Origin of the sequence: Enterobacter sp. Ap-867, assembly GCF_011752855.1 — a bacterium.
Lineage (GTDB): Bacteria > Pseudomonadota > Gammaproteobacteria > Enterobacterales > Enterobacteriaceae > Cedecea.
The window spans coordinates 152767-172759 of record NZ_VWWS01000006.1; the positions used below are offsets into that span (position 1 = coordinate 152767).

Annotated in this window: 18 protein-coding genes and 1 pseudogene; 7 read left to right on the top strand and 12 right to left on the bottom strand. The window is 53.8% G+C overall.

Annotated features, from left to right (window positions below; translation table 11 throughout):
* Positions 1-122: 122 nt before the first annotated feature.
* Positions 123-1619, top strand: a complete 1497-nt coding sequence (pitA, locus tag F3J26_RS15625; protein ID WP_008458642.1) for an inorganic phosphate transporter PitA — start codon at positions 123-125, stop codon at positions 1617-1619.
* 74 nt (positions 1620-1693) lie between these two features.
* On the opposite strand, the gene uspB is transcribed toward pitA, so the two are convergent.
* The gene (gene uspB, locus F3J26_RS15630; protein ID WP_008458643.1) at positions 1694-2029 is read right to left on the bottom strand and encodes a universal stress protein UspB; all 336 of its coding nucleotides are present in this window, start codon (positions 2027-2029) and stop codon (positions 1694-1696) included.
* Positions 2030-2395: 366 nt separating this feature from the next.
* On the opposite strand from uspB, the gene uspA reads away from it, so the two are divergent.
* Entirely contained in the window at positions 2396-2833 is a 438-nt protein-coding gene (uspA, locus tag F3J26_RS15635) for a universal stress protein UspA (RefSeq protein WP_008458645.1), read from the top strand.
* Positions 2834-2944: 111 nt separating this feature from the next.
* Here the strand turns inward: uspA and F3J26_RS15640 are convergent, their stop codons facing one another.
* The 4 genes from F3J26_RS15640 to F3J26_RS15655 all read right to left on the bottom strand — a co-directional run bounded on the left by F3J26_RS15640 (position 2945) and on the right by F3J26_RS15655 (position 7593).
* Positions 2945-3283, bottom strand: a complete 339-nt coding sequence (locus tag F3J26_RS15640) for an endonuclease domain-containing protein (protein ID WP_166994733.1) — start codon at positions 3281-3283, stop codon at positions 2945-2947.
* Positions 3284-3364: 81 nt separating this feature from the next.
* On the bottom strand, positions 3365-4117 hold the full coding sequence (gene rsmJ / locus F3J26_RS15645) for a 16S rRNA (guanine(1516)-N(2))-methyltransferase RsmJ (RefSeq protein ID WP_085540213.1): 753 nt from the start codon (positions 4115-4117) through the stop codon (positions 3365-3367).
* 8 nt (positions 4118-4125) lie between these two features.
* Entirely contained in the window at positions 4126-6168 is a 2043-nt protein-coding gene (prlC, locus tag F3J26_RS15650; RefSeq protein WP_166994735.1) for an oligopeptidase A, read from the bottom strand.
* Between the two features lie 153 nt (positions 6169-6321).
* Positions 6322-7593 (bottom strand): acid phosphatase, encoded by a 1272-nt coding sequence (locus F3J26_RS15655; protein WP_166994737.1) that lies wholly within the window; start codon positions 7591-7593, stop codon positions 6322-6324.
* Positions 7594-7788: 195 nt separating this feature from the next.
* Between F3J26_RS15655 and F3J26_RS15660 the strand changes: the two genes are divergently transcribed.
* From F3J26_RS15660 to F3J26_RS15670, 3 genes are all read left to right on the top strand, one after another.
* Positions 7789-8631, top strand: coding sequence for a 23S rRNA (adenine(2030)-N(6))-methyltransferase RlmJ (locus F3J26_RS15660; RefSeq protein ID WP_008458656.1), 843 nt, complete (start codon positions 7789-7791; stop codon positions 8629-8631).
* A 118-nt stretch (positions 8632-8749) separates the two neighbouring features.
* Entirely contained in the window at positions 8750-10102 is a 1353-nt protein-coding gene (gene gorA / locus F3J26_RS15665) for a glutathione-disulfide reductase (protein WP_166994739.1), read from the top strand.
* A gap of 133 nt (positions 10103-10235) precedes the next feature.
* A complete protein-coding gene (locus F3J26_RS15670) occupies positions 10236-10616 on the top strand; it encodes a hypothetical protein (RefSeq protein ID WP_166994741.1) in 381 nt (126 codons plus the stop codon).
* Positions 10617-10690: 74 nt separating this feature from the next.
* On the opposite strand, the gene kdoO is transcribed toward F3J26_RS15670, so the two are convergent.
* Both kdoO and F3J26_RS15680 read right to left on the bottom strand, forming a co-directional pair.
* Entirely contained in the window at positions 10691-11584 is an 894-nt protein-coding gene (kdoO, locus tag F3J26_RS15675; protein ID WP_166994743.1) for a Kdo hydroxylase KdoO, read from the bottom strand.
* A 305-nt stretch (positions 11585-11889) separates the two neighbouring features.
* Positions 11890-12426, bottom strand: coding sequence for a GNAT family N-acetyltransferase (locus F3J26_RS15680; protein WP_166994746.1), 537 nt, complete (start codon positions 12424-12426; stop codon positions 11890-11892).
* A 518-nt stretch (positions 12427-12944) separates the two neighbouring features.
* On the opposite strand from F3J26_RS15680, the gene F3J26_RS15685 reads away from it, so the two are divergent.
* Positions 12945-13877 (top strand): omptin family outer membrane protease, encoded by a 933-nt coding sequence (locus F3J26_RS15685; RefSeq protein ID WP_166994748.1) that lies wholly within the window; start codon positions 12945-12947, stop codon positions 13875-13877.
* A 149-nt stretch (positions 13878-14026) separates the two neighbouring features.
* On the opposite strand, the pseudogene F3J26_RS15690 reads toward F3J26_RS15685, so the two are convergent.
* The 3 genes and pseudogenes from F3J26_RS15690 to F3J26_RS15700 all read right to left on the bottom strand — a co-directional run bounded on the left by F3J26_RS15690 (position 14027) and on the right by F3J26_RS15700 (position 15839).
* Positions 14027-14485 (bottom strand): annotated as a pseudogene (locus F3J26_RS15690) (DUF943 family protein).
* Positions 14486-14545: 60 nt separating this feature from the next.
* On the bottom strand, positions 14546-15004 hold the full coding sequence (locus tag F3J26_RS15695) for a DUF943 family protein (RefSeq protein WP_166994750.1): 459 nt from the start codon (positions 15002-15004) through the stop codon (positions 14546-14548).
* On the bottom strand, positions 14988-15839 hold the full coding sequence (locus F3J26_RS15700; protein ID WP_166994752.1) for a YPO3983 family protein: 852 nt from the start codon (positions 15837-15839) through the stop codon (positions 14988-14990). The genes F3J26_RS15695 and F3J26_RS15700 overlap by 17 nt, the downstream gene beginning before the upstream one ends.
* Positions 15840-16152: 313 nt before the next feature.
* Between F3J26_RS15700 and nudI the strand changes: the two genes are divergently transcribed.
* Positions 16153-16578 carry a nucleoside triphosphatase NudI gene (gene nudI, locus F3J26_RS15705; RefSeq protein WP_008458672.1) on the top strand — a complete coding sequence of 142 codons (426 nt, stop codon included), beginning with the start codon at positions 16153-16155 and terminating at the stop codon, positions 16576-16578.
* Positions 16579-16611: 33 nt separating this feature from the next.
* Here the strand turns inward: nudI and F3J26_RS15710 are convergent, their stop codons facing one another.
* Entirely contained in the window at positions 16612-18249 is a 1638-nt protein-coding gene (locus F3J26_RS15710) for an STY4199 family HEPN domain-containing protein (protein ID WP_166994754.1), read from the bottom strand.
* Positions 18250-18432: 183 nt separating this feature from the next.
* Positions 18433-19842 carry an aminotransferase class I/II-fold pyridoxal phosphate-dependent enzyme gene (locus tag F3J26_RS15715; protein ID WP_166994756.1) on the bottom strand — a complete coding sequence of 470 codons (1410 nt, stop codon included), beginning with the start codon at positions 19840-19842 and terminating at the stop codon, positions 18433-18435.
* Positions 19843-19993: the final 151 nt, after the last annotated feature.

Consider the following 19993-nt stretch of genomic DNA (forward strand, 5'->3'; position numbering starts at 1 on the left):
ATCATTCCACCTGTGCGCCAGATGGCGACTAAAATCAAAAAAAGTCCAGATTTCACTTTGCCGCGGTGGAGGTTGTCTTACATAATGCGCCGCGTTCATGTCCTCAAAATGGCGTAACGTCTATGCTACATTTGTTTGCCGGCCTGGATCTTCACACCGGGCTTTTACTTTTGCTTGCTCTGGCATTTGTGCTGTTCTACGAAGCCATTAATGGTTTCCACGATACGGCCAACGCAGTAGCAACGGTAATTTATACCCGCGCTATGCGATCGCAACTTGCGGTGGCAATGGCTGCGTTGTTTAACTTCTTCGGCGTTCTGCTCGGTGGGCTGAGCGTGGCCTATGCCATTGTGCATATGCTGCCTACAGATCTGCTGTTAAACGTAGGGTCTTCTCATGGTCTCGCCATGGTGTTCTCTATGTTACTGGCCGCTATTATCTGGAACCTCGGCACCTGGTATTTTGGTCTGCCGGCCTCCAGCTCCCATACGCTTATCGGTGCCATCATCGGTATCGGTTTGACCAACGCGCTGCTGACCGGCACCTCGGTTGTCGACGCGCTGAATATCCCGAAAGTCATTGGGATCTTCGCTTCCTTAATTCTGTCCCCGATTGTCGGGCTGGTGATTGCCGGTGGGTTGATTTTCCTGCTGCGCCGTTACTGGAGCAACACCAAGAAAAAGCAGCGTATTCACCTGACGCCTGCGGAACGTGAAAAGCAAGACGGCAAGAAAAAGCCGCCTTTCTGGACGCGTATCGCGCTGATCCTGTCCGCTATCGGCGTGAGTTTCTCTCACGGCGCTAACGACGGCCAGAAAGGCATCGGTCTGATTATGCTGGTACTGATTGGCGTCGCACCGGCGGGCTTCGTGGTTAACATGAATGCTTCCGGCTACGAAATCACCCGTACTCGCGATGCGGTGAACAACGTCGAAACTTTCTTCCAGCAACGCCCTGACCTGCTGAAGAAAGCCACCGGCTCGGAACAGCTGATCCCTTCTCCGGAAGCGGGCGCAACTGAACCGGCTCAGTTCCACTGCCACCCGGCCAACGCGATTAACGCGCTGGATCGCGCGAAGCTGATGCTGACGGATATCGAAAGCTACGACAAGCTCAGCATTGAGCAGCGTAGCCAGCTGCGTCGCATTATGCTGTGCATCTCCGACACCACCGATAAAGTGGCGAAGCTGCCGGAAGTGAGCGCCGACGACCAGCGCCTGCTGAAGAAACTGAAAGGCGACATGCTTAGCACCATCGAGTACGCGCCGGTCTGGATTATTCTGGCGGTGGCTCTGGCTCTTGGTCTGGGTACAATGATCGGCTGGCGTCGCGTGGCGACCACCATCGGCGAGAAGATCGGTAAGAAAGGCATGACCTATGCGCAAGGGATGTCCGCGCAGATGACGGCAGCCGTTTCTATCGGTCTGGCAAGCTACACCGGGATGCCGGTTTCCACTACCCACGTGCTCTCTTCCTCCGTGGCAGGGACCATGATCGTGGACGGCGGCGGCCTGCAGCGTAAGACGGTAACCAATATCCTGATGGCCTGGATATTCACCTTACCGGCTTCGATTCTGCTCTCCGGCGGGCTGTACTGGATTGCGCTGCGCTTCGTGTAAGCCGTAGCCAAAGAAAAAGCGGGTCAGGAAACTGGCCCGCTTTTTTTATGCTTGTCCATAACGCTGCCCTACAACTAGTGCCAGATAATTAATCCAATCAGGCTAATCACCACCAGACCACACAGCGAACTCGTCAGAATAAACTGGCGGCGCAGGCGCTCACAGCGGCGAATAAACTCTTCATCATGATGATCGACATAGCGCTGGCCGTAGATATAGCGCACCAGCCTGACCTGCTTGCTGGGTTGACCATGTGAGGTGAAAAAACCGCCGCCATCAACGTATTGATACAGCAGCGGATCGCACCCGCGCAGCACCACCAGTAACGCGCGCAGTGAAGAGTAATAGCGCGCCATATTCACCACACAAACTACACAAAGCGCCCAGAACAGCGCGACGGTGCTGATCATGTACCCCTCCCGGCGAAGCCCTCGAAGCCTTTGCTTCGGGACGACCGCTCTCCCCGAAAACCCTGTCAGACAATCCTGCAACGAATAACCGATACAGGTCACAGATCTCTTCCCGCCCGGCTCATTTAATAGTGTAGGAGATCCCTTAATTTTTTTACCACCGCGTTAATCTTTATCAAAGTGGCCGCATTCATTTTTCGCTTGAATGTGATTGAGGGATGGCGCATTGTCGGGCTGAAGAAGGTTCGATAAAAGCGAAATACCATCTACAATTGAAGTCTTTAGATCGGGTGACCGTAGCTCATGCCGCTACGGTTTAAAAGATGACGGCGAGAGTCATCGATAACTTATGGAAGGAGTAACATTATGGCTTACAAACACATTCTGATCGCGGTTGACCTCTCCCCTGAGAGTAAAGTCCTGGTAGAAAAAGCCGTCTCCATGGCTCGGCCTTACAACGCGAAAGTTTCCCTGATTCATGTCGATGTGAATTACTCCGATCTGTATACCGGGCTGATTGATGTCAATCTGGGCGATATGCAGAAACGCATTTCCGAAGAGACTCACCACGCGCTCACCGAGCTGTCTACCGGGGCAGGTTACCCGATTACCGAAACCCTGAGCGGCAGCGGCGATCTGGGCCAGGTGCTGGTCGATGCCATTAAAAAATACGATATGGATTTAGTGGTTTGTGGTCACCACCAGGATTTCTGGAGCAAGCTGATGTCCTCTGCACGCCAGCTGATCAATACCGTGCATGTGGATATGCTGATTGTTCCACTGCGTGATGAAGAAGACGAGTAACGGTATTGCCCCTCACCCTAACCCTCTCCCCAAAGGGGAGAGGGGACTCGATAGAGCCAAATCCTTTGATTTTCCCCCCTCTCCCTTCCAGGGAGAGGGCCGGGGTGAGGGTCACAGCTCACTCAAATCCTGCAGAATCACCGTCAACACTCCCTCCAGATTCTCCCGCAGTTCGTTATTCCAGAACCGCCTCACCCGCCACCCTTGCTCATTCAAATACGTCGTTCTTCGTTCATCATAGCCCTTTTGCATCTCATGCTGCCCACCGTCCAGCTCGATCACCAGGCGAGCAGCGCAGCAGGCAAAGTGGACGATATAAAGCCCAACCGGATGCTGGCGGCGAAACTTAAACGTAGCAAAACGCCTGCTGCGGAGTTGATACCACAGCAAGTTCTCTTCGGGAGTCATCTGGTGCCCGAGCTGGCGGGCATAACGTCGGATCGGCTGCATGGCATACAACATGCCGATGCAGCCGTAAAGTTGCGAGGGGAAGCAATCTCTTCTGCGAGGCACTTTCCAGCGTTTTAGTAATTACTCCGGCGTCCCGGCATAAATATCAAACCGGTGCCCTTTGGTCACCACAGCATTCTGCGTGGCGACGTCGGCCAGCGGCGGCGCGTAGTCCGGACGCTTCACAACGACCCTTTTCTTCGCGAGCGCTCTGGCTGGGGCAAGCAGCCCGTCTGCATCTTCATCCGGCCCCACCAAAGACTGGAAAACGCGCATCTCTTTCTTCACCAGCGCGCTTTTCTGCTTGTGGGGGAACATCGGGTCGAGATACACCACATCCGGCCTCGGCGTGATATCGCTGAGCGCCGTCAGGCTTGAGGCATGAATCAGCTGCAATCGCTCCTGCAGCCAACCACCGATTTCAGGATCTTCGTAGCCACGGCGCAGGCCGTCATCCAGCAACGCGGCTACCACCGGATTGCGCTCCAGCATCCGCACGCGGCAACCGACGGACGCCAGCACAAAGGCATCTCGCCCTAACCCCGCCGTCGCGTCAACCACGTCTGGCAGATAGCTGCCCTTCACGCCCACGGCTTTTGCCACCGCTTCGCCACGCCCGCCGCCAAACTTACGGCGGTGCGCCATCGCGCCGGAGGCAAAATCAACAAAAATGCCGCCTAGCTTTGGCTCGTCGCGTTTGCGTAACTCCAGCCTTTCAGGCGTCAGCACCAGCGCCATCAGCGCCTCTTCATCATGCTCGAGCTGCCAGCGCTCGCTCAAAACAGATAAGGCGCCGGAGTCGGCGCCTGCTTCAGTCAGTAAACAGATTTTCACGTGGTGGCTTAACCCTGAATACCGTAGTGATCCAGCATCGCATCCAGCTGCGGCTCACGCCCGCGGAAGCGTTTGAACAGCTCCATCGGCTCTTCCGAACCGCCACGGGTCAGGATGTTATCGAGGAACGACTGGCCGGTTTCGCGGTTGAAAATACCCTCTTCTTCAAAGCGAGAGAACGCGTCCGCCGCCAGCACGTCGGCCCACAGGTAGCTGTAGTAACCCGCCGCGTAACCACCGGCAAATATATGGCTGAAGGCGTGCGGGAAGCGGCCCCAGCTCGGCCCCGGCACCACGGCAACCTGTTTCTTAATTTCGGCCAGCGTCTGCAGCACTTTCGCCCCCTGCTCCGGGTTGAATTCCGCATGCAGGCGGAAGTCGAACAGGCCGAACTCCAGCTGACGCAGAATAAACAGCGCTGCCTGGTAGTTTTTCGCCGCCAGCATTTTTTCCAGCAGCTCAACAGGCAGAGATTCACCGGTTTCATAATGGCCGGAGATAAACGCCAGCGCTTCCGGCTCCCAGCACCAGTTTTCCATAAACTGGCTCGGCAGCTCGACCGCATCCCACGGCACGCCGTTGATACCGGACACGCCCGCGGTTTCGATTTTGGTCAGCATGTGGTGCAGGCCGTGACCGAATTCATGGAACAGGGTGATCACTTCATCGTGGGTAAACAGCGCAGGTTTGCCGTTCACCGGGCGGTTGAAGTTACAGGTCAGATAGGCCACCGGTTTTTGCAGTGAGCCATCGGCGCGGCGCATTTTGCCCACGCAGTCATCCATCCACGCCCCACCGCGTTTGTGCTCGCGAGCGTAGAGGTCGAGATAGAAGCTGCCGCGCAGCTCGCCCTGGTCGTCATACAGCTCGAAGAAGCGCACGTCCGGGTGCCAGACGTCGATATCTTTCCGCTCTTTGGCGGTGATACCGTAGATGCGCTTCACGACTTCGAACAGGCCATTCACCGCACGCTCTTCCGGGAAGTACGGGCGCAGCTGTTCGTCGCTGATGCTGTAGAGATGCTGTTTCTGTTTTTCGCTGTACCAGGTGATGTCCCACGGCTCCAGCTCTTCCACGCCGTAATGCTCTTTCGCATAGGCGCGCAGCTGAGCCAGCTCGGCTTCACCCTGCGGACGGGCGCGTTTGGCCAGGTCTGACAGGAACTCCAGTACCTGCTGCGGGTTTTCCGCCATTTTGGTGGCCAGGGATTTTTCCGCGTAGTTGCCAAAGCCCAGCAGCTGAGCCAGCTCGTGGCGCAGCGCCAGAATCTCTTCCATCACCGGGGTGTTATCCCACTTCCCGGCATTCGGGCCCTGGTCAGAAGCGCGCGTGGAATAGGCGCGGTACATCTCTTCGCGCAGCGCACGGTTGTCGCAGTAGGTCAGCACCGGCAGGTAGCTTGGGATATCCAGGGTCAGCAGCCAGCCGTCTTGCTCTTTGGCTTCCGCCTGAGCGCGCGCTGCGGCTAAGGCGCTTTCCGGCATTCCGGCAAGCTCGGCTTCGTCGGCGATCAGTTTGCTCCAGCCCATGGTGGCATCGAGCACATTATTGCTGTAGGTGGACCCCAGCTCGGACAGGCGAGCGGAGATCTCCCCGTAGCGCTGCTGTTTGTCTTTTGGCAGACCAATCCCGGACAGCTCGAAGTCGCGCAGCGCGTTATCCACCGCTTTCTTCTCGGCGACGCTCAGGCTGGCGTAGTTCGCCCCGTCACGCAGGTCGCGGTAGGCATTATACAGGCCTTCGTGCTGGCCAACCCAGGTGCTGTATTCGGACAGCAGCGGCAGCGTCTGCTCATAGGCTTCGCGCAGCTCCGGGCTGTTCTGTACCGAGTTCAGATGGCTGACCGGGGAGAACAGGCGGCCGAGGCGATCGTCCACTTCTGCCAGCGGCTGAACCAGGTTGTGCCAACTATAAGGCGCGCCCTGCGCAACCACGCTTTCCACCGCCGCACGGCAGTCGTCCAACGCTTTAGTCACGGCCGGAACAACATGCTCAGGTTTGATGGCGGAAAACGGCGGCAGCTCAAAAGAGGTCAGTAAAGGATTGGTCATAAGCGCGTTCCTGATTAAAAGGGAGAGAGAAGCGCTCAAGCGGCGCTTTGTGCATGGAGTCTAGCATGGGGTTAAGTGTAGCGAATTTCAATCCCGGGCGTTGCGCTGTGGTCGCCGGGAAATGGGGCAGCAGGCGCTGCCCCAGGGGATAAATCAGTGGGATTTCGTGGCCATGGCGTAGGCCGCTGGCAGGTTCAGGCGCTGCCAGAACTGCTGGTCTGCCGTCGTGCCGGACAGCGGATAGCCCGCAGGCAGCGCAGTTTTCACCATCAGGTCGCGGCGCTGGGAGGCGGAAAGCTTAGGCAGCGCGGCTTCCAGCAAAACTTCCGCCCCTTGCGGTACTTTCAGGACTTGCTTCTCACCCTTCTGCTGCGACAGGTCGTAAGTCATGGTGAAGCGGTAAAGTTCTTTCATCGCCGGGGCGCGGTACGGATCGTCTTTTGCGGAAGATTTCGCACATTCAGCCAAAGTGGTGCCGCACTCTTTTTCCAGCGCGGTACGCAGCTGATCGCGAGCTTCGTTAAACAACGCACGGTATTTCGGGTCGTTCAGATAGTTGGCGACGTTGCGCTGCGCCACCATGCGGGAGCCCATCACGTCCAGCGGGTAATGCACGCCCAGCACAATGCGCGAGTAACCGTAGCGCGCACCGCGCTCAACCAGGGCTTCAAAGCGCTCCGGCACCATTTCGGCCATCAGCAGCGCATCGGTGTAGCCGGTGTTGGTGTGGCCGCTTGGGAAGGAGCCGCCGTCTGCGGTGTACGGTTTGTTGTCTTTAATCACCACATCGTCCGGCACGAGGTGAATGGTGTTGCCCTGGATCAGGAACGGACGCGGGTTATTGAAGTGCTTCTTCGCTGCGCTGGTGCTGACTTCGGAGGCTTTAATCAGCGCCGCGGCTTTGCTCAGCTCGCCTTTATCGTAGGCGGCCAGGAAGGCTTTCCCCAGGCGCGGCCCCATGGCATCGCTCAGGAAGTAAAGGTGGTTGATGCCCTCGGCATCCGCCAGCGCCTGATGGCGCGAAGTCTGCACGGCGTTCAGGTTGATGTTGGTGACGGTTTCAAGGTTTTGCTTAATCACCGAGTCCGGCAACTTGCTGAAGGCAGAAAGCAGCTCAATACCCGCCTTCTGGTTAGCTTTCGTCTGGAAGTCATAGCCGCTCGCCTTCAGCCAGGCGGCATCCGCCAGCTTTTTGCTTTGCTTCGCTTTATCCAGCTGGTCGCGGGTCAGTTTATCCGCATCGCCTTTCAGGGCAGCGCGCAACGCCGCCAGAGACTGCATTTCAATCTCATCAAACGCCTGGCTGCTGTTGGCCGGGGTCACACTATTGGCTATCGCCGCGGCCTGAGGAAGAGACACATCTTTCGCCAGCGCGGGCAGAGAGACGGCTAACGCGGCGGCCAGCACAGAAATACGAAGTTTCATTATTTTTCCTTTTATTCAAACGATTACCTTGCCTGGCAGCGACGCTATCCTGGTGATTTGACATTTTTATGACACCGTTATGTTTTGAAACGCTTTCTCCCCAACTGAAACAGCGCCGCGCCCGGGCGGTAATCCGCCGCAATCTGCGGTAAACTGTGGGAAATTTGTTTTCTTATTTGCGGAACACCATCCCTCATGCTCAGCTATCGCCACAGCTTTCACGCCGGTAACCATGCCGACGTACTAAAACACACCGTTCAAAGCCTGATTATTGAATCGCTTAAAGAGAAGGAGAAACCGTTTCTCTATCTCGACACTCACGCAGGCGCCGGGCGTTACCAGCTGAGCAGCGAACATGCGGAGCGCACCGGCGAATATCTGGAAGGTATCTCCCGCATCTGGCAGCAGGACGATTTGCCTGCCGAACTGGAAGCCTATATTGGCGCGGTGAAGCATCTGAACCGCAGCGGCAACCTGCGTTATTACCCTGGCTCTCCGCTGATTGCCCGCCACCTGCTGCGCGAGCAGGACAGCCTGCAGCTGACCGAGCTGCATCCGTCCGACTTCCCGCTGCTGCGCTCTGAGTTCCAGAAAGACGACCGGGCCCGCGTCGAGCGCGCCGACGGCTACCAGCAGCTGAAAGCCAAGTTGCCGCCGGTTTCCCGTCGCGGTCTGATCCTCATCGACCCACCGTATGAGATCAAAACCGACTACCAGGACGTGGTGAAAGGGATTGCCGAAGGTTATAAGCGTTTTGCCACAGGCACCTACGCGCTGTGGTACCCGGTGGTGCTGCGTCAGCAAATCAAACGCATGATCCGCGACCTGGAAGAGACCGGCATCCGCCGCATCCTGCAGATCGAGCTGGCGGTTCGCCCGGACAGCGACCAGCGCGGCATGACGGCTTCCGGCATGATTGTGATTAACCCACCGTGGAAGCTGGAACAGCAAATGGCGAACGTGCTGCCGTGGCTGCACAAAAAGCTGGTGCCAACGGGTACCGGCTCCACCACGCTGAGCTGGATTGTGCCTGAATAAGAAAGCTAGCCAATGCCGCTGCAGCTTGAAGTATGGCGTGGCTATCACAGTAATCGGTAGAACCTTTATCCCGGCGCGCTACAATCGCGCCTAATTTTCGACTCAAAAGGGAAACATCATGACCAAACATTATGACTACCTCGCCATTGGCGGCGGCAGCGGCGGTATCGCCTCGATTAACCGTGCGGCAATGTATGGGCAGAAATGCGCACTGATTGAGGCGAAGGATCTGGGTGGCACCTGTGTGAACGTCGGCTGCGTGCCTAAAAAAGTGATGTGGCATGCGGCGCAGATCGCCGAAGCGATCCACAACTACGGCCCGGACTACGGCTTTGACACCACGCTGAACCACTTCGACTGGGACAAGCTGATCGCCAGCCGCACCGCCTATATCGACCGTATTCATACCTCTTACGACAACGTACTGGGCAAGAATAAAGTGGACGTGATCCGCGGCTTTGCGAAGTTCGTTGATGCCCACACCGTGGAAGTTAACGGCGAAACCATCACCGCAGACCATATTCTGATCGCTACCGGCGGCCGCCCAAGCCACCCGAACATCCCTGGCGCTGAGTACGGCATCGACTCCGACGGCTTCTTCGAGCTGCCGGGCCTGCCAAAACGCGTGGCGGTTGTGGGTGCGGGCTACATCGCGGTGGAAATCGCGGGCGTGATTAACGCTCTGGGTTCTGAAACGCACCTGTTCGTGCGCAAACATGCGCCGCTGCGCACCTTCGACCCGCTGATCGTTGAAACGCTGCTGGAAGTCATCGAAGCAGAAGGCCCAACCCTGCACACCAACGCGATTCCGAAAGCGGTTGTGAAAAATGCAGACGGCAGCCTGACGCTTGAGCTGGAAGATGGCCGGTCGGAAACCGTCGACACCCTGATTTGGGCGATCGGCCGCGAACCGGCTAACGACAACTTCAACCTGCAGGTAACCGGCGTTGAGCTGGACGCCAAAGGCTACATCAAGGTAGATAAGTTCCAGAACACCAACGTGCCGGGGATTTATGCCGTGGGCGATAACACCGGTGCGGTTGAGCTGACCCCGGTGGCGGTTGCCGCCGGTCGTCGCCTGTCCGAGCGCCTGTTTAACAACAAGCCGGACGAGCATCTGGACTACAGCAACGTGCCGACCGTGGTGTTCAGCCACCCACCAATCGGCACCGTGGGCCTGACCGAACCGCAGGCGCGTGAGCAGTACGGCGACGATAACGTGAAGGTCTACAAATCCGCCTTCACCGCTATGTACACCGCCGTGACCTCTCACCGCCAGCCGTGCCGCATGAAGCTGGTCTGTGCTGGCCCGGACGAGAAAATCGTCGGGATCCACGGCATCGGCTTCGGCATGGATGAAATCCTGCAGGGCTTCGCCGTAGCGCTGAAAATGGGCGCAACCAAGAAAGACTTCGACAACACCGTGGCGATCCACCCGACCGCAGCGGAAGAGTTTGTCACCATGCGTTAATTCCCCCAGGGAAACGCCTAAAAGGTCAGAGATCGCTCTGGCCTTTTTTTATATCTGTGGAAAAACACCCAGCCATGATATTTATCTCTGCATAAACTGATATCAAAAATAATGTACAAAGCGGAGATATATTATGGGCTGGGAAATGCATATCACCAGGACGGAACATGCATGGGATGGGGAGAGCAATCCTATTCTTGCAGAAGAATGGATTCAGTATGTAAATAACGATCCTGAGCTCAGTTTCTCTCCCATAAATGGACCCTATCATGTCATCTGGCGAGGGGATGAAATTAACTGGCTGGACTGGCATGCAGGAAATATTTCTGCAAAATCGCCTGCTCAGACGTTGTATTGCAAAATGCTGGATATCGCCGCCGCGCTCAATGCAAAAGTCCTGGACGATGACGGCAACTTATACTTATCGCCCAATGATTTACTTAATCCATCGTGGGCAAAAAAAGAAATTTCACCTTCATTTCTACAAAAAATCATTACTTACTTCAGAAAATAAATAGCGCAGTCTTGCCTCTACGGATTACCAATAAAAAAGCCGCACCAGCGGCTTTTTACACGCGCTCATTATGGCTAAATCAGCGGCTTACGCAGCAGTCCTTCCAGCACCTTCAGCGGGGAATGCTGCGGGTTTTGCATGGCGTCCACCGGCAACAGGAACGTCTGCTCCAGCATAAACTGCCCGCCCATCGCGGCATGCGGCGTCTGGTCAGAGAAACAGATCCAGCTGCTGCCCGGAGGGAAATCGATGGCCACCTGAGGCCCCCGCTTTTGATAATCCGCATCGGCCTTCATCGCGTCGTGCATCTGCAGCATCAGGTGGTCGTAATGGCTGCGGCGGCTTTTGGTAATGCCGACGGCGTTCTGCAGCCAGCTGCTTACCGGGGAATAGCTTTTCAGGCGCGGCAGGAAGCGTTCGGCCAGCGTCGGGAAGGCTTCACCCACGCGCCAGCTGCGGCTTTCACCGGCCGGATTAATGTTGGTGAAAATACGCAAAATACGCTCGCCATAGTTGGGCCGGGACGGGAACGCGTCCACGTGCAGGCGGCTGTCGTCCTTACGCCAGGAAGTGTTCTGCGTCCACTGCTTAACGGGGTGCAGGCGCAGGCTGTTGGTCGGCGAATGTAGCACCTGCTGGTATTCCGGCAGAAGAGTGGCAATCAGCTGCAGGCAAGATTCGTAATGCCGTTTTAGCAGGGCGCGAACTTCTGGCTCCTGCCCGGCTACAGCCACGCCGGTCAATTTATCCTTCAGGGGCTGATAGCTGATGTTTTTACGTTTCGGATCCACGACCGCTGGGTTAAGCAGCGCGGTTTCCTGTTCGGTCAGCGCAAACGCCAGCTGCGGCAGAAAAACAACTTTGCCCTGTTCCAGCTCGCTCACAGCCGACTCAGCAGCCGTATTGCCCCATTGAGAAAGCGGATGCGTCAGGGCTGCGGTATCAAGAGTGATGTTTAAATCTGACATATTGATGTCCTTGCCACTGCTCCGGATAATGTCTTTAACAGATGAATTTCCGGAACATTTTATTTTTTGAAAGACGAATAGAAGCACGCCGCCGGAAGACAGCGAATGCATACCTGAAAGGGATTCGAACGAGTATAGTAAGAATGTAAATTAAAGGTTAAACAAAAGCTCAACGTCGTCTTAGGCGCTAAATTAAAACGCACAAAATCATAAAATAACGCTAAGTGAATATTGCACTGGCCCACTGATATTATTCGCTATAGGCCACGGCTAAATAAACAATGGCCCGCTAAGCAGGCCATTGTTTATTTCCACTCGCTGCGCAATAGCGCATAGGCATATTCATCCCCCCACTCACCTTTAAAGAAAATATTCTTGTGAAAGTGTGCTTCCCGACGAAAACCCAGCTTTTCCAGCAGGCCAGCGGCGGCGTCATTCCTGGCATCAACCGTCGCCACCAGGCGATGCTTGTTGAAGGTGGTGAACAACAGATCAATCGCGCCGCGCAAAGCTTCAAAAGCAAAGCCCTGACGCTGATGCCTCTCATCAAAGGTCATGCCCAACTCTGCCTGCTGGCCTTCATCGAAGAAGTGAACGGCAACGTCACCCAATAAACGCTGGTCTTCGCTGCGCACCACCGCAATCTGAAACCAGCTTTCATCGGTATTAAAGCCCAGCGACGCCTGCTGGGCATAAAACGCCTCGGCATCGGCATCGCTATAGCCATCCCAGCTCTGGTAGCGAGCAACTTCCGGCTGGTTACGGTATTCAATAAAAGCGGGCAAATCGGCACGAGTAAACTTGCGCAGCGTCAGGCGCGGGGTGGTCAGTAACGGCTCCATAAGTCATTCCTGGTCAAAGTGTCTGGGTATAGTGTCGGCATGCAGGGTAGCAGCTTTACGTCTTTTCGATATTACGCCGAGTGCTCAGCAGCGCGGTGGCACGCATTATGTAAAAAAGAGAATGAAATGAATATGCTACGAGCAGCAAAACTTTCATCGCCAAATAATTATTAGTTCGCTTACATATTTAAATTCACTAAACGCGACTTAAGCTAAATTTCCTCAATAAATACATATGAATAGTTATGATATATCCTTGTAACAAAAAGCTACAATTTTAATTTTCTTTAAAATCAAACGATTCACCGCTCAAATATTCACCAGTAGAAAATAATCTTTCCCCTGTCAAGCAACGGTCCATAAAATAGCTCCCGTTTTGCCTGGCAAGACAAACTAATAATAATTTTCAACAACATAATTTATCGCGCAACAATAACCCTTTACGGCCCTTAACCTGTCCGTACAGGTTTATTTTTTGCAACACCAAACCAATGTGATAGAAAACAGAACGATACATCATGCACAAGCAAAAATACCTGCCTGTAGCCGCCGCATTGCTGTTTAGCCCGGCGCTGCTAGCTTCAACCAGCTTTAATTTTTCACCCGATGCATTCACCACCAATATTTCCACCAGCATTTTAAACGGAGAATCTAAAGAGCTCGTTTATAATCAAGGCGATGGCAGTAAATTAAGTGAACTGAAATGGAAAATCAAAAATACCCCTATTATTAAAGGCGGTATTAGCTGGGACGCACAGCGCTACATCACCCTCAATGCTAACGGCTGGACAACCTTCGCCTCTCGCGGCTCGCATATGTCCGACTATGACTGGCAAACGCCTGGCCAGAGCCACTGGAGCGACAAATCTACCCACTCGGATACCAGCCTGAATTATGCCAACCAGTTCGATTTCAATCTTACCGGCTGGCTGCTGAAGGAGCCGACATACAATCTCGGCGTGGTAACCGGCTACCAGGAAACTCGCTATAGCTGGACGGCGAGAGGCGGCTCATACAATTATTTCAACGGTGCACTTATCGGTGAATTCGCCGCCGGGAAACCGGGAATTGGGTATAGTCAGAAATTCAGCGTGCCGTATATTGGGCTGACCAGTAGCTACCGCTATCAGGACTTTGATATTGCAGGGCAATTTAAATTCAGCCCGCTGGTTAATGCTCAGGATAATGACGAGCACTATATGCGTCAGCTGAGCTTTAGCGAGAAAAGTAGTCATTCCAATTATTATGCTGCAACCGTCTCCGCCGGTTATTACGTCACGCCAAATACCCGGCTGTACACGGAATTAACGTGGACGCGTTTTTCCGAAGCAAAAGCATCAACAAAAACCCGTAATAATAATACTGGGGAAACCTGGACCCAGGGCAGCGGGTCAGCGGGCCTGAGTAACGACAGCTACACCTATGGCGTCGGAATTCAGTATCGCTTCTAAAGGGTTTTGCAGATCAAGTTGAGGAAACTCAGCCCGGATTGTGTGATTTTCACCAGCCGGGCTGAGAGATGTTCTTATGCTTGAATAGCAGAGAAAGTGCTGTATTGTTAATGCTCCCACCACGGTAATCATCAATAAAAAACATACCCTCAATATATCTTTATAAGATTTCCATTTTCTTCCAGCCTATAGATACTGCCATTAACAGTGAGCTCTAACCCCGTATTTTTACTTTAGTCAACAATGAAAACCACATCCTTATCAATGCAGTTAACTTTTGTTTTCATATCATCGAAACAGAGTCGGTCATACTTCCCCTCTTCTTTATAGCCCTCACCGAAAAGCCAAATCGTAATAGTGTAGCCACTGTATGATTCAGGCCCTGGAATATCATACTTCGCTTTCAGCATCTCTTGATTTTCCAGCCACCAGTTTATTTTACCTCTACTCGTCAAAGGGAAATTTTTAACCAAAACATCGCTATAGTTACCATCGTAATGAACAGCGACAATCTCCACCGAACGAAGTGACTGCCATAGCAGACAGCCCGCTAACACACAACTCACAAAAACTAGCAAGGAAACTGCTTTCTTATTTTTGAATGTCATTGCGCCCCCCGGTAATTTCAATGGTAGCGATCACATTGAACATCAAAAAAACAAAACATCTCAATCTATCTTTTTAATACTTCCATTTCCTTCCAGCCTATAAATGCCATCATCAAACGTGAACGTAAGCCCTCTATTTTTACTGTTACTGATTCTAAAAACTGAATCTTTATCAATGCAGTTGATTTTTGTTTTCATATCATCGAAACAGAGTCGGTCATACTTCCCTTCTTCTTTATAGCCCTCACCGAAAAGCCAAAAAATAATCGTGTAGCCACCGTAAGATGCAGGCCTTGGAATATCATATCTGGCTTTCAGCATATCCTTGTTTTCCAGCCACCAGTTTATTTTTCCTTTTTTCGTAAAAGGGAAGTTTTTAACCAGAACACTGCTATAGGTATTTCTCTGATGAACAGCGACAATCTCCACCGGACGAAATGACTGCCATAGCAGGTAACCCGCCAACACACAGCCCACCCCAAGTAACATAAAACGTGCTTTCTTATTTTTGAATGTCATTGCGCCCCCCGGTAATTTCAATGGTAGCTTGCATATTGGTCATAAAGGGTTTAAAGGCAAACTCGCTGTAGCGCTGAAGGACAAACCAGATCCGGAAAAAACGGAACTGGTTAAATTTCACCTTTGAAATGTCCTCATCATCCAGCCCAAAGTGGTCCTGGACTTTATAATGCACAACGGCACGATAGCGCTCTTTACCAACTACCAGAGACTTAATCGTGATATGCGTTGCCCAGGTATCGTGCACGGTGATGCCCAGGCCGTTAAAGTTGTCCTGGAAGCGGTCTAATTTTGGCAATTTTCCACGCATAATTGCCTCCCCTAATTTTTTTATGTCTTTTAATGGATAACGTTTGTTTTCCCAGTCAATATATCGCCCGAAAACTTTCTGCAAACGGAGTCTTGTACTGTTTTCAGACGAACTATCACTTAAAATATGCGCCTCCAACGCGCTATCCAGTAATGGATGGCAGAACGATTTGTCGCTATTTTTCTGCATATGGGAAATCATCAGCTTAATCAGCACGTTGTAAGGGGGGTGGCACGCAAACGGACGGGATAGGTGCCGAAACTCATCAAAAAGGATGTTTGCGCACTCCCTCTGGGTCAGTTTATCACCTTCCCCTCGGGATCCGTGGAACATTGACTTCGGCTGGCTGAAGGGGCTGATTGCCGTCAACGTGTAAGGGTTCACTCTGGTGGAAACATCCACCAAATGAAACCGGGCCTTCAGATCGATTTCGGACAGGTCGCCGCAGCGCATATCGCTGGCGGTATAGTCATCCATCTTTTTCTGGGTTTTGAATATCGTACAGGGAAACTGAAGTGCCGGCATAAAGACCTTCCTGGTATATTGTTAACGAGACTCATCTTGAGCGTCACTTATGATAAGCGGCAGATACATATGGCGCGTCACATTTTTTATATTTGCAGTAAAACTTAGACCTCAATCATTATTTTAACTCACAACATAAAACAAAATTACTTTATTTATCTTTATGCATTCATCTAATTAATATATTGAATGAAATTATTATAAAAATATTATTGTATTAACGGATAAAATTCTCCCCCAGGTGTCTGTCACGGCACAGACCCTCTTTCGTATCTGTGCTATAACTCAGCGACTTATTTTCAGGGAGATGACCATGCGACAAAGAGTGATTGCCTGCCCGATAATCCAGAATCAGGGCCAATATTTGCTGTGCAAAATGCCACAAGATCGCGGGGTGTTTCCCGGCCAGTGGGCGCTCTCCGGTGGCGGCATTGAGCCGGGTGAAACCATGGCAGAAGGGCTACGGCGTGAGATCCGGGAAGAGCTGGGGGAAGCGCTGATTATCTCGCACATTGAGCCGTGGACCTTCCGCGATGACGTGCGGGTGAAAACCTACACCGACGGCAGCCAGGAGCAGGTGTACATGATTTATCTGATGTTCGACTGCATTAGCGAAAACCGCGAGATAACCCTTAACGAAGAGTTTGAGCAGTACGCGTGGGTCAGCCCGCAGGATCTGGCGAGCTACGATCTGAATGAAGCCACCGCCGCGACGTTCCGTGATAAAGGGCTGCTGTAATGCATTGGGCAGCCCGAAGGCTGCCCGGCACGGCTAGCGCATCGCGTTGTATATCGCCTGCTGAATTTTGACGGTCTGCTCATCCACCGGCTCTGGCTCCAGCCCCTGGGCGGTCGCATCTTCGTAGCGCTGCTTCTGCGCCGCCAGGCGCAGCTGAGCGCGCTCTACTTCCTCTTTCTGGCGCTGTACCGCCGGGGCTGAACTGCAGAAGCTGGCGAGGAATTGCTTTCTCAGCGAAGTCAGCTTTTGCCCTTTATTCATGCCTAACTCGGTGGAGCCAATCAGCCTGCGGCAGGGCCGGGTTTCGTCCATTTGCGGGCGGTATTGCAGCAAAATGGTCAGCACATCGCGGTCATCCGCCGCCAGCGCCTGCTCGGCAAAATAGACTTTCCAGTTCATCCCGCCCTGCATAAACAGGCGCACAATACGCGCGTCATTACGGTTAATCGCCGCCCGCAGGTTATTTTCGTCCCAGGTGATGCCCATATTGGCAAGCATATCCCGCGGGCTGTTGGATTCCGGCCGCTCTTTCTGCTGCACCGGCGTACTCACTATTGGCGGAGCCGCCGTCACCTCAGGTTTTGAGGTGGCATCACTTAACAGATAAAGACCAATCACCGCCACTGCCACCACCACAATCCCTACCGATGCCCACAGCGCGGTGGAGATCATGTCGGTAGTATCATGCTGTTTTTTGGCCATGCGCGGGTCATAACGCTCGATTGATTCTCTGATCTCTGCCGGATCGCCGCCCTGGGCCGCATGATTTTTACGCGCCTGGTCAAGGTAGCTTTGCAGTGCCGCATCATCCGCGTCCAGCAGCGAGGAGGGATTCACTTTAGTGCGGCCTTCGCTAAAGGCTTTTTGTACCGGGCCGCTGATTTCACCGAAATAGCTATCCAGCAAAGCCACCTGCACGCTCGTCAGCGGCTGCTTGTGCATCAGGTCGTTGCGGATTTGACGGGTGCCATCGAGGAAGATTTGCAGGGTTTTACGTTGGTCGATAAGAAAACCCAGCTGAGGCGAGTTTTGGTAAACTTTGGCGTAGTGATGGGCAAACTCTTTCTTATCCACCAGCATCAGCGCCAGCTCGCTGAACTTCATGCCGCTCAGCACATCGCCCCGCTCGCCTCGCTTCAGCCAGCGGCGAACTTTGTCAGCCCCAAACTGGCTTTTTAGCTGATTAACCAGCTCCGCCTGGTTTTCCCAAGCCTGATTGACCAGCCCTTTCAGCATCAGTTCAATGGCGCGCATCTGCTGCTGGGCGCCTTTCTGTAGCCCGTCAACGTCGGAGGAAAGCTCGGTGGAGTAGCCCAGCAAGGGCTGTTTGAAGCGCACATGCTCCAGATAACTGGTGAAGCGCAAGGCGGCGAGGAGCTGGTTCTGGCTAACCTCCTGCCCGCTTTCATACTGCGGCACCAGCTGCTGCAAATGGCGCAGCAGCAGCGTGAATTGTGAAATCTCAGAGTCGTTAAGGTTCAGCCGCTTTGCCACCGCTCCCCAACTGCCCAGCGCCATACGGGCCTGCTCCAGCTGCTGGAAAAACCACTGCGGATCTTTGCCTTCGGCGGCACGAATATTCAATAGCGGCAGGATCTGAAGTGAAGCCTGCCGAATAATCCCCAGACACGTCTCAAAGTGCTCCCGCATCTGCAATGTTGCGCTGCTCATGATAGTCCTTTGTCGATGTCCGGCCTTACGTTGCCGAACGCAGAAAAAACGGCTTTTTTCCGCCCCAGGCGGCTATTTTTTTATGGTTATTAATGCCAAGGCCACACTTCGCCATTACAGCCGAGTGTAAAGCAGCCCGCCGGGAATCAATGGCGATAAAAAGAGCGATTTAGCCGGGCATTTTCAAATCTCACATTCGACGATTTCGCCCAATCTTTTCAGGGCCGCCTCGGTAACGGCGTTGAACGGCAAAGAATAGTTCAACCGCAGGCATTGGCGATATTTTCCAGAGGCTGAAAACAGCGAGCCGCTCGCAATATGGATTTTTGCCTCTTTCAATGCGCTGCCCAGCCGCACCGCATCGACTTCTTCCGGGAGTTCAATCCACATCAAAAAGCCCCCCTGAGGCCGGCTGACGCAAATCCCGCAGGGGAAATATTGCCGCACGCGGCAGGTAAACACCTCCAGATTGCGCTGGTAGTGCTGGCGCATACGCCGGATATGGCGGTGGTAATGCCCGTTGCGAATAAAGGCCGCTACCGCCTGCTGGGTGAAGGTCGCGCTGCTGCCGGTGCCGATATACTTGGTGTGCAGCGTGCGGTCGAGGTAACGTCCCGGCACAATCCAGCCCACGCGCAGCCCCGGCGCCAGCGTTTTTGAAAACGAACTGCACAGCAGGACGCGGCCATCCACATCCAGGGATTTGATCGTCATAGGGCGCGGGTATTCATAGGCCAACTCACCGTAGACATCATCCTCGATGATGGCGATATCAAAGCGCCGGGCAAGGTTCATCACCGCTTTTTTACGCGCCTCCGGCATGATGAAGCCAAGAGGATTATTGCAATTGGCTACCAGAATCACGGCTTTGATGGGCCACTGCTCCAGCGCCAGCTCGAGTGCTTCCAGGCTAATACCGGTGACAGAATCAGTAGGAATTTCAACCACTTTGACACCGTAACCGCGCAGCATCTGCATGGTTCCGTGGAATGACGGCGACTCAACCGCCACTATGTCCCCCGGCTCACACACCGCGCGAATCGCAATCGACAGTGCTTCATGGCAGCCGTTGGTCACCACGATCTCATCGGCATTCACCACGCAGTTGCTGTCAAGCATCAGGCGGGCAATTTGCTCGCGCAGGGCTTTCACGCCGAACATACCGTCGTAGCCCAGCAGCTCAGGCTCCTGGTACTGCGCGAGCCGCCCCATTTCTCGCCACAGCGGTTTCATCGTCGACTGGGTGAGATCCGGCGATCCACTGCCAAAGGCGATCACTTCGCAATCCTGCCGGGAGTTCACCAATTCCAGCACCGCATCCCACTGCGTCACTTCCACCGGGCGCTGTACGGGACGCGTTAAGCGCGGCACAGGCGGCACGGCTTTGCGCGGCGAAACAAAGTAGCCGGAACGTGGCTGAGGGGAAATCAGCTGCTGGTCTTCCAGGACGTGATACGCCTGTTGCACGGTACTGATACTGACGCCGTGTTCACTGCTCAGGCTCCGCACCGAAGGCAAGCGCTCCCCGCTTTGATAAAGCCCCTGCTCAATGCGCTCAGCCAGCAGCGTGGCGAGATGTTGGTAACGCGTCATGCTGTATCCTCACCGGAAGCCATACAGAAGGAAAAACCGATACAGAATGGCGCAAAAAATGCCATTCAGCTCATGTTTTAGCCCTTCTGTATGTTAAAGAAAAGTAATTTTTGAATCTGTCTGCTTTTGCCCGCTGGCCCCATGATTACCC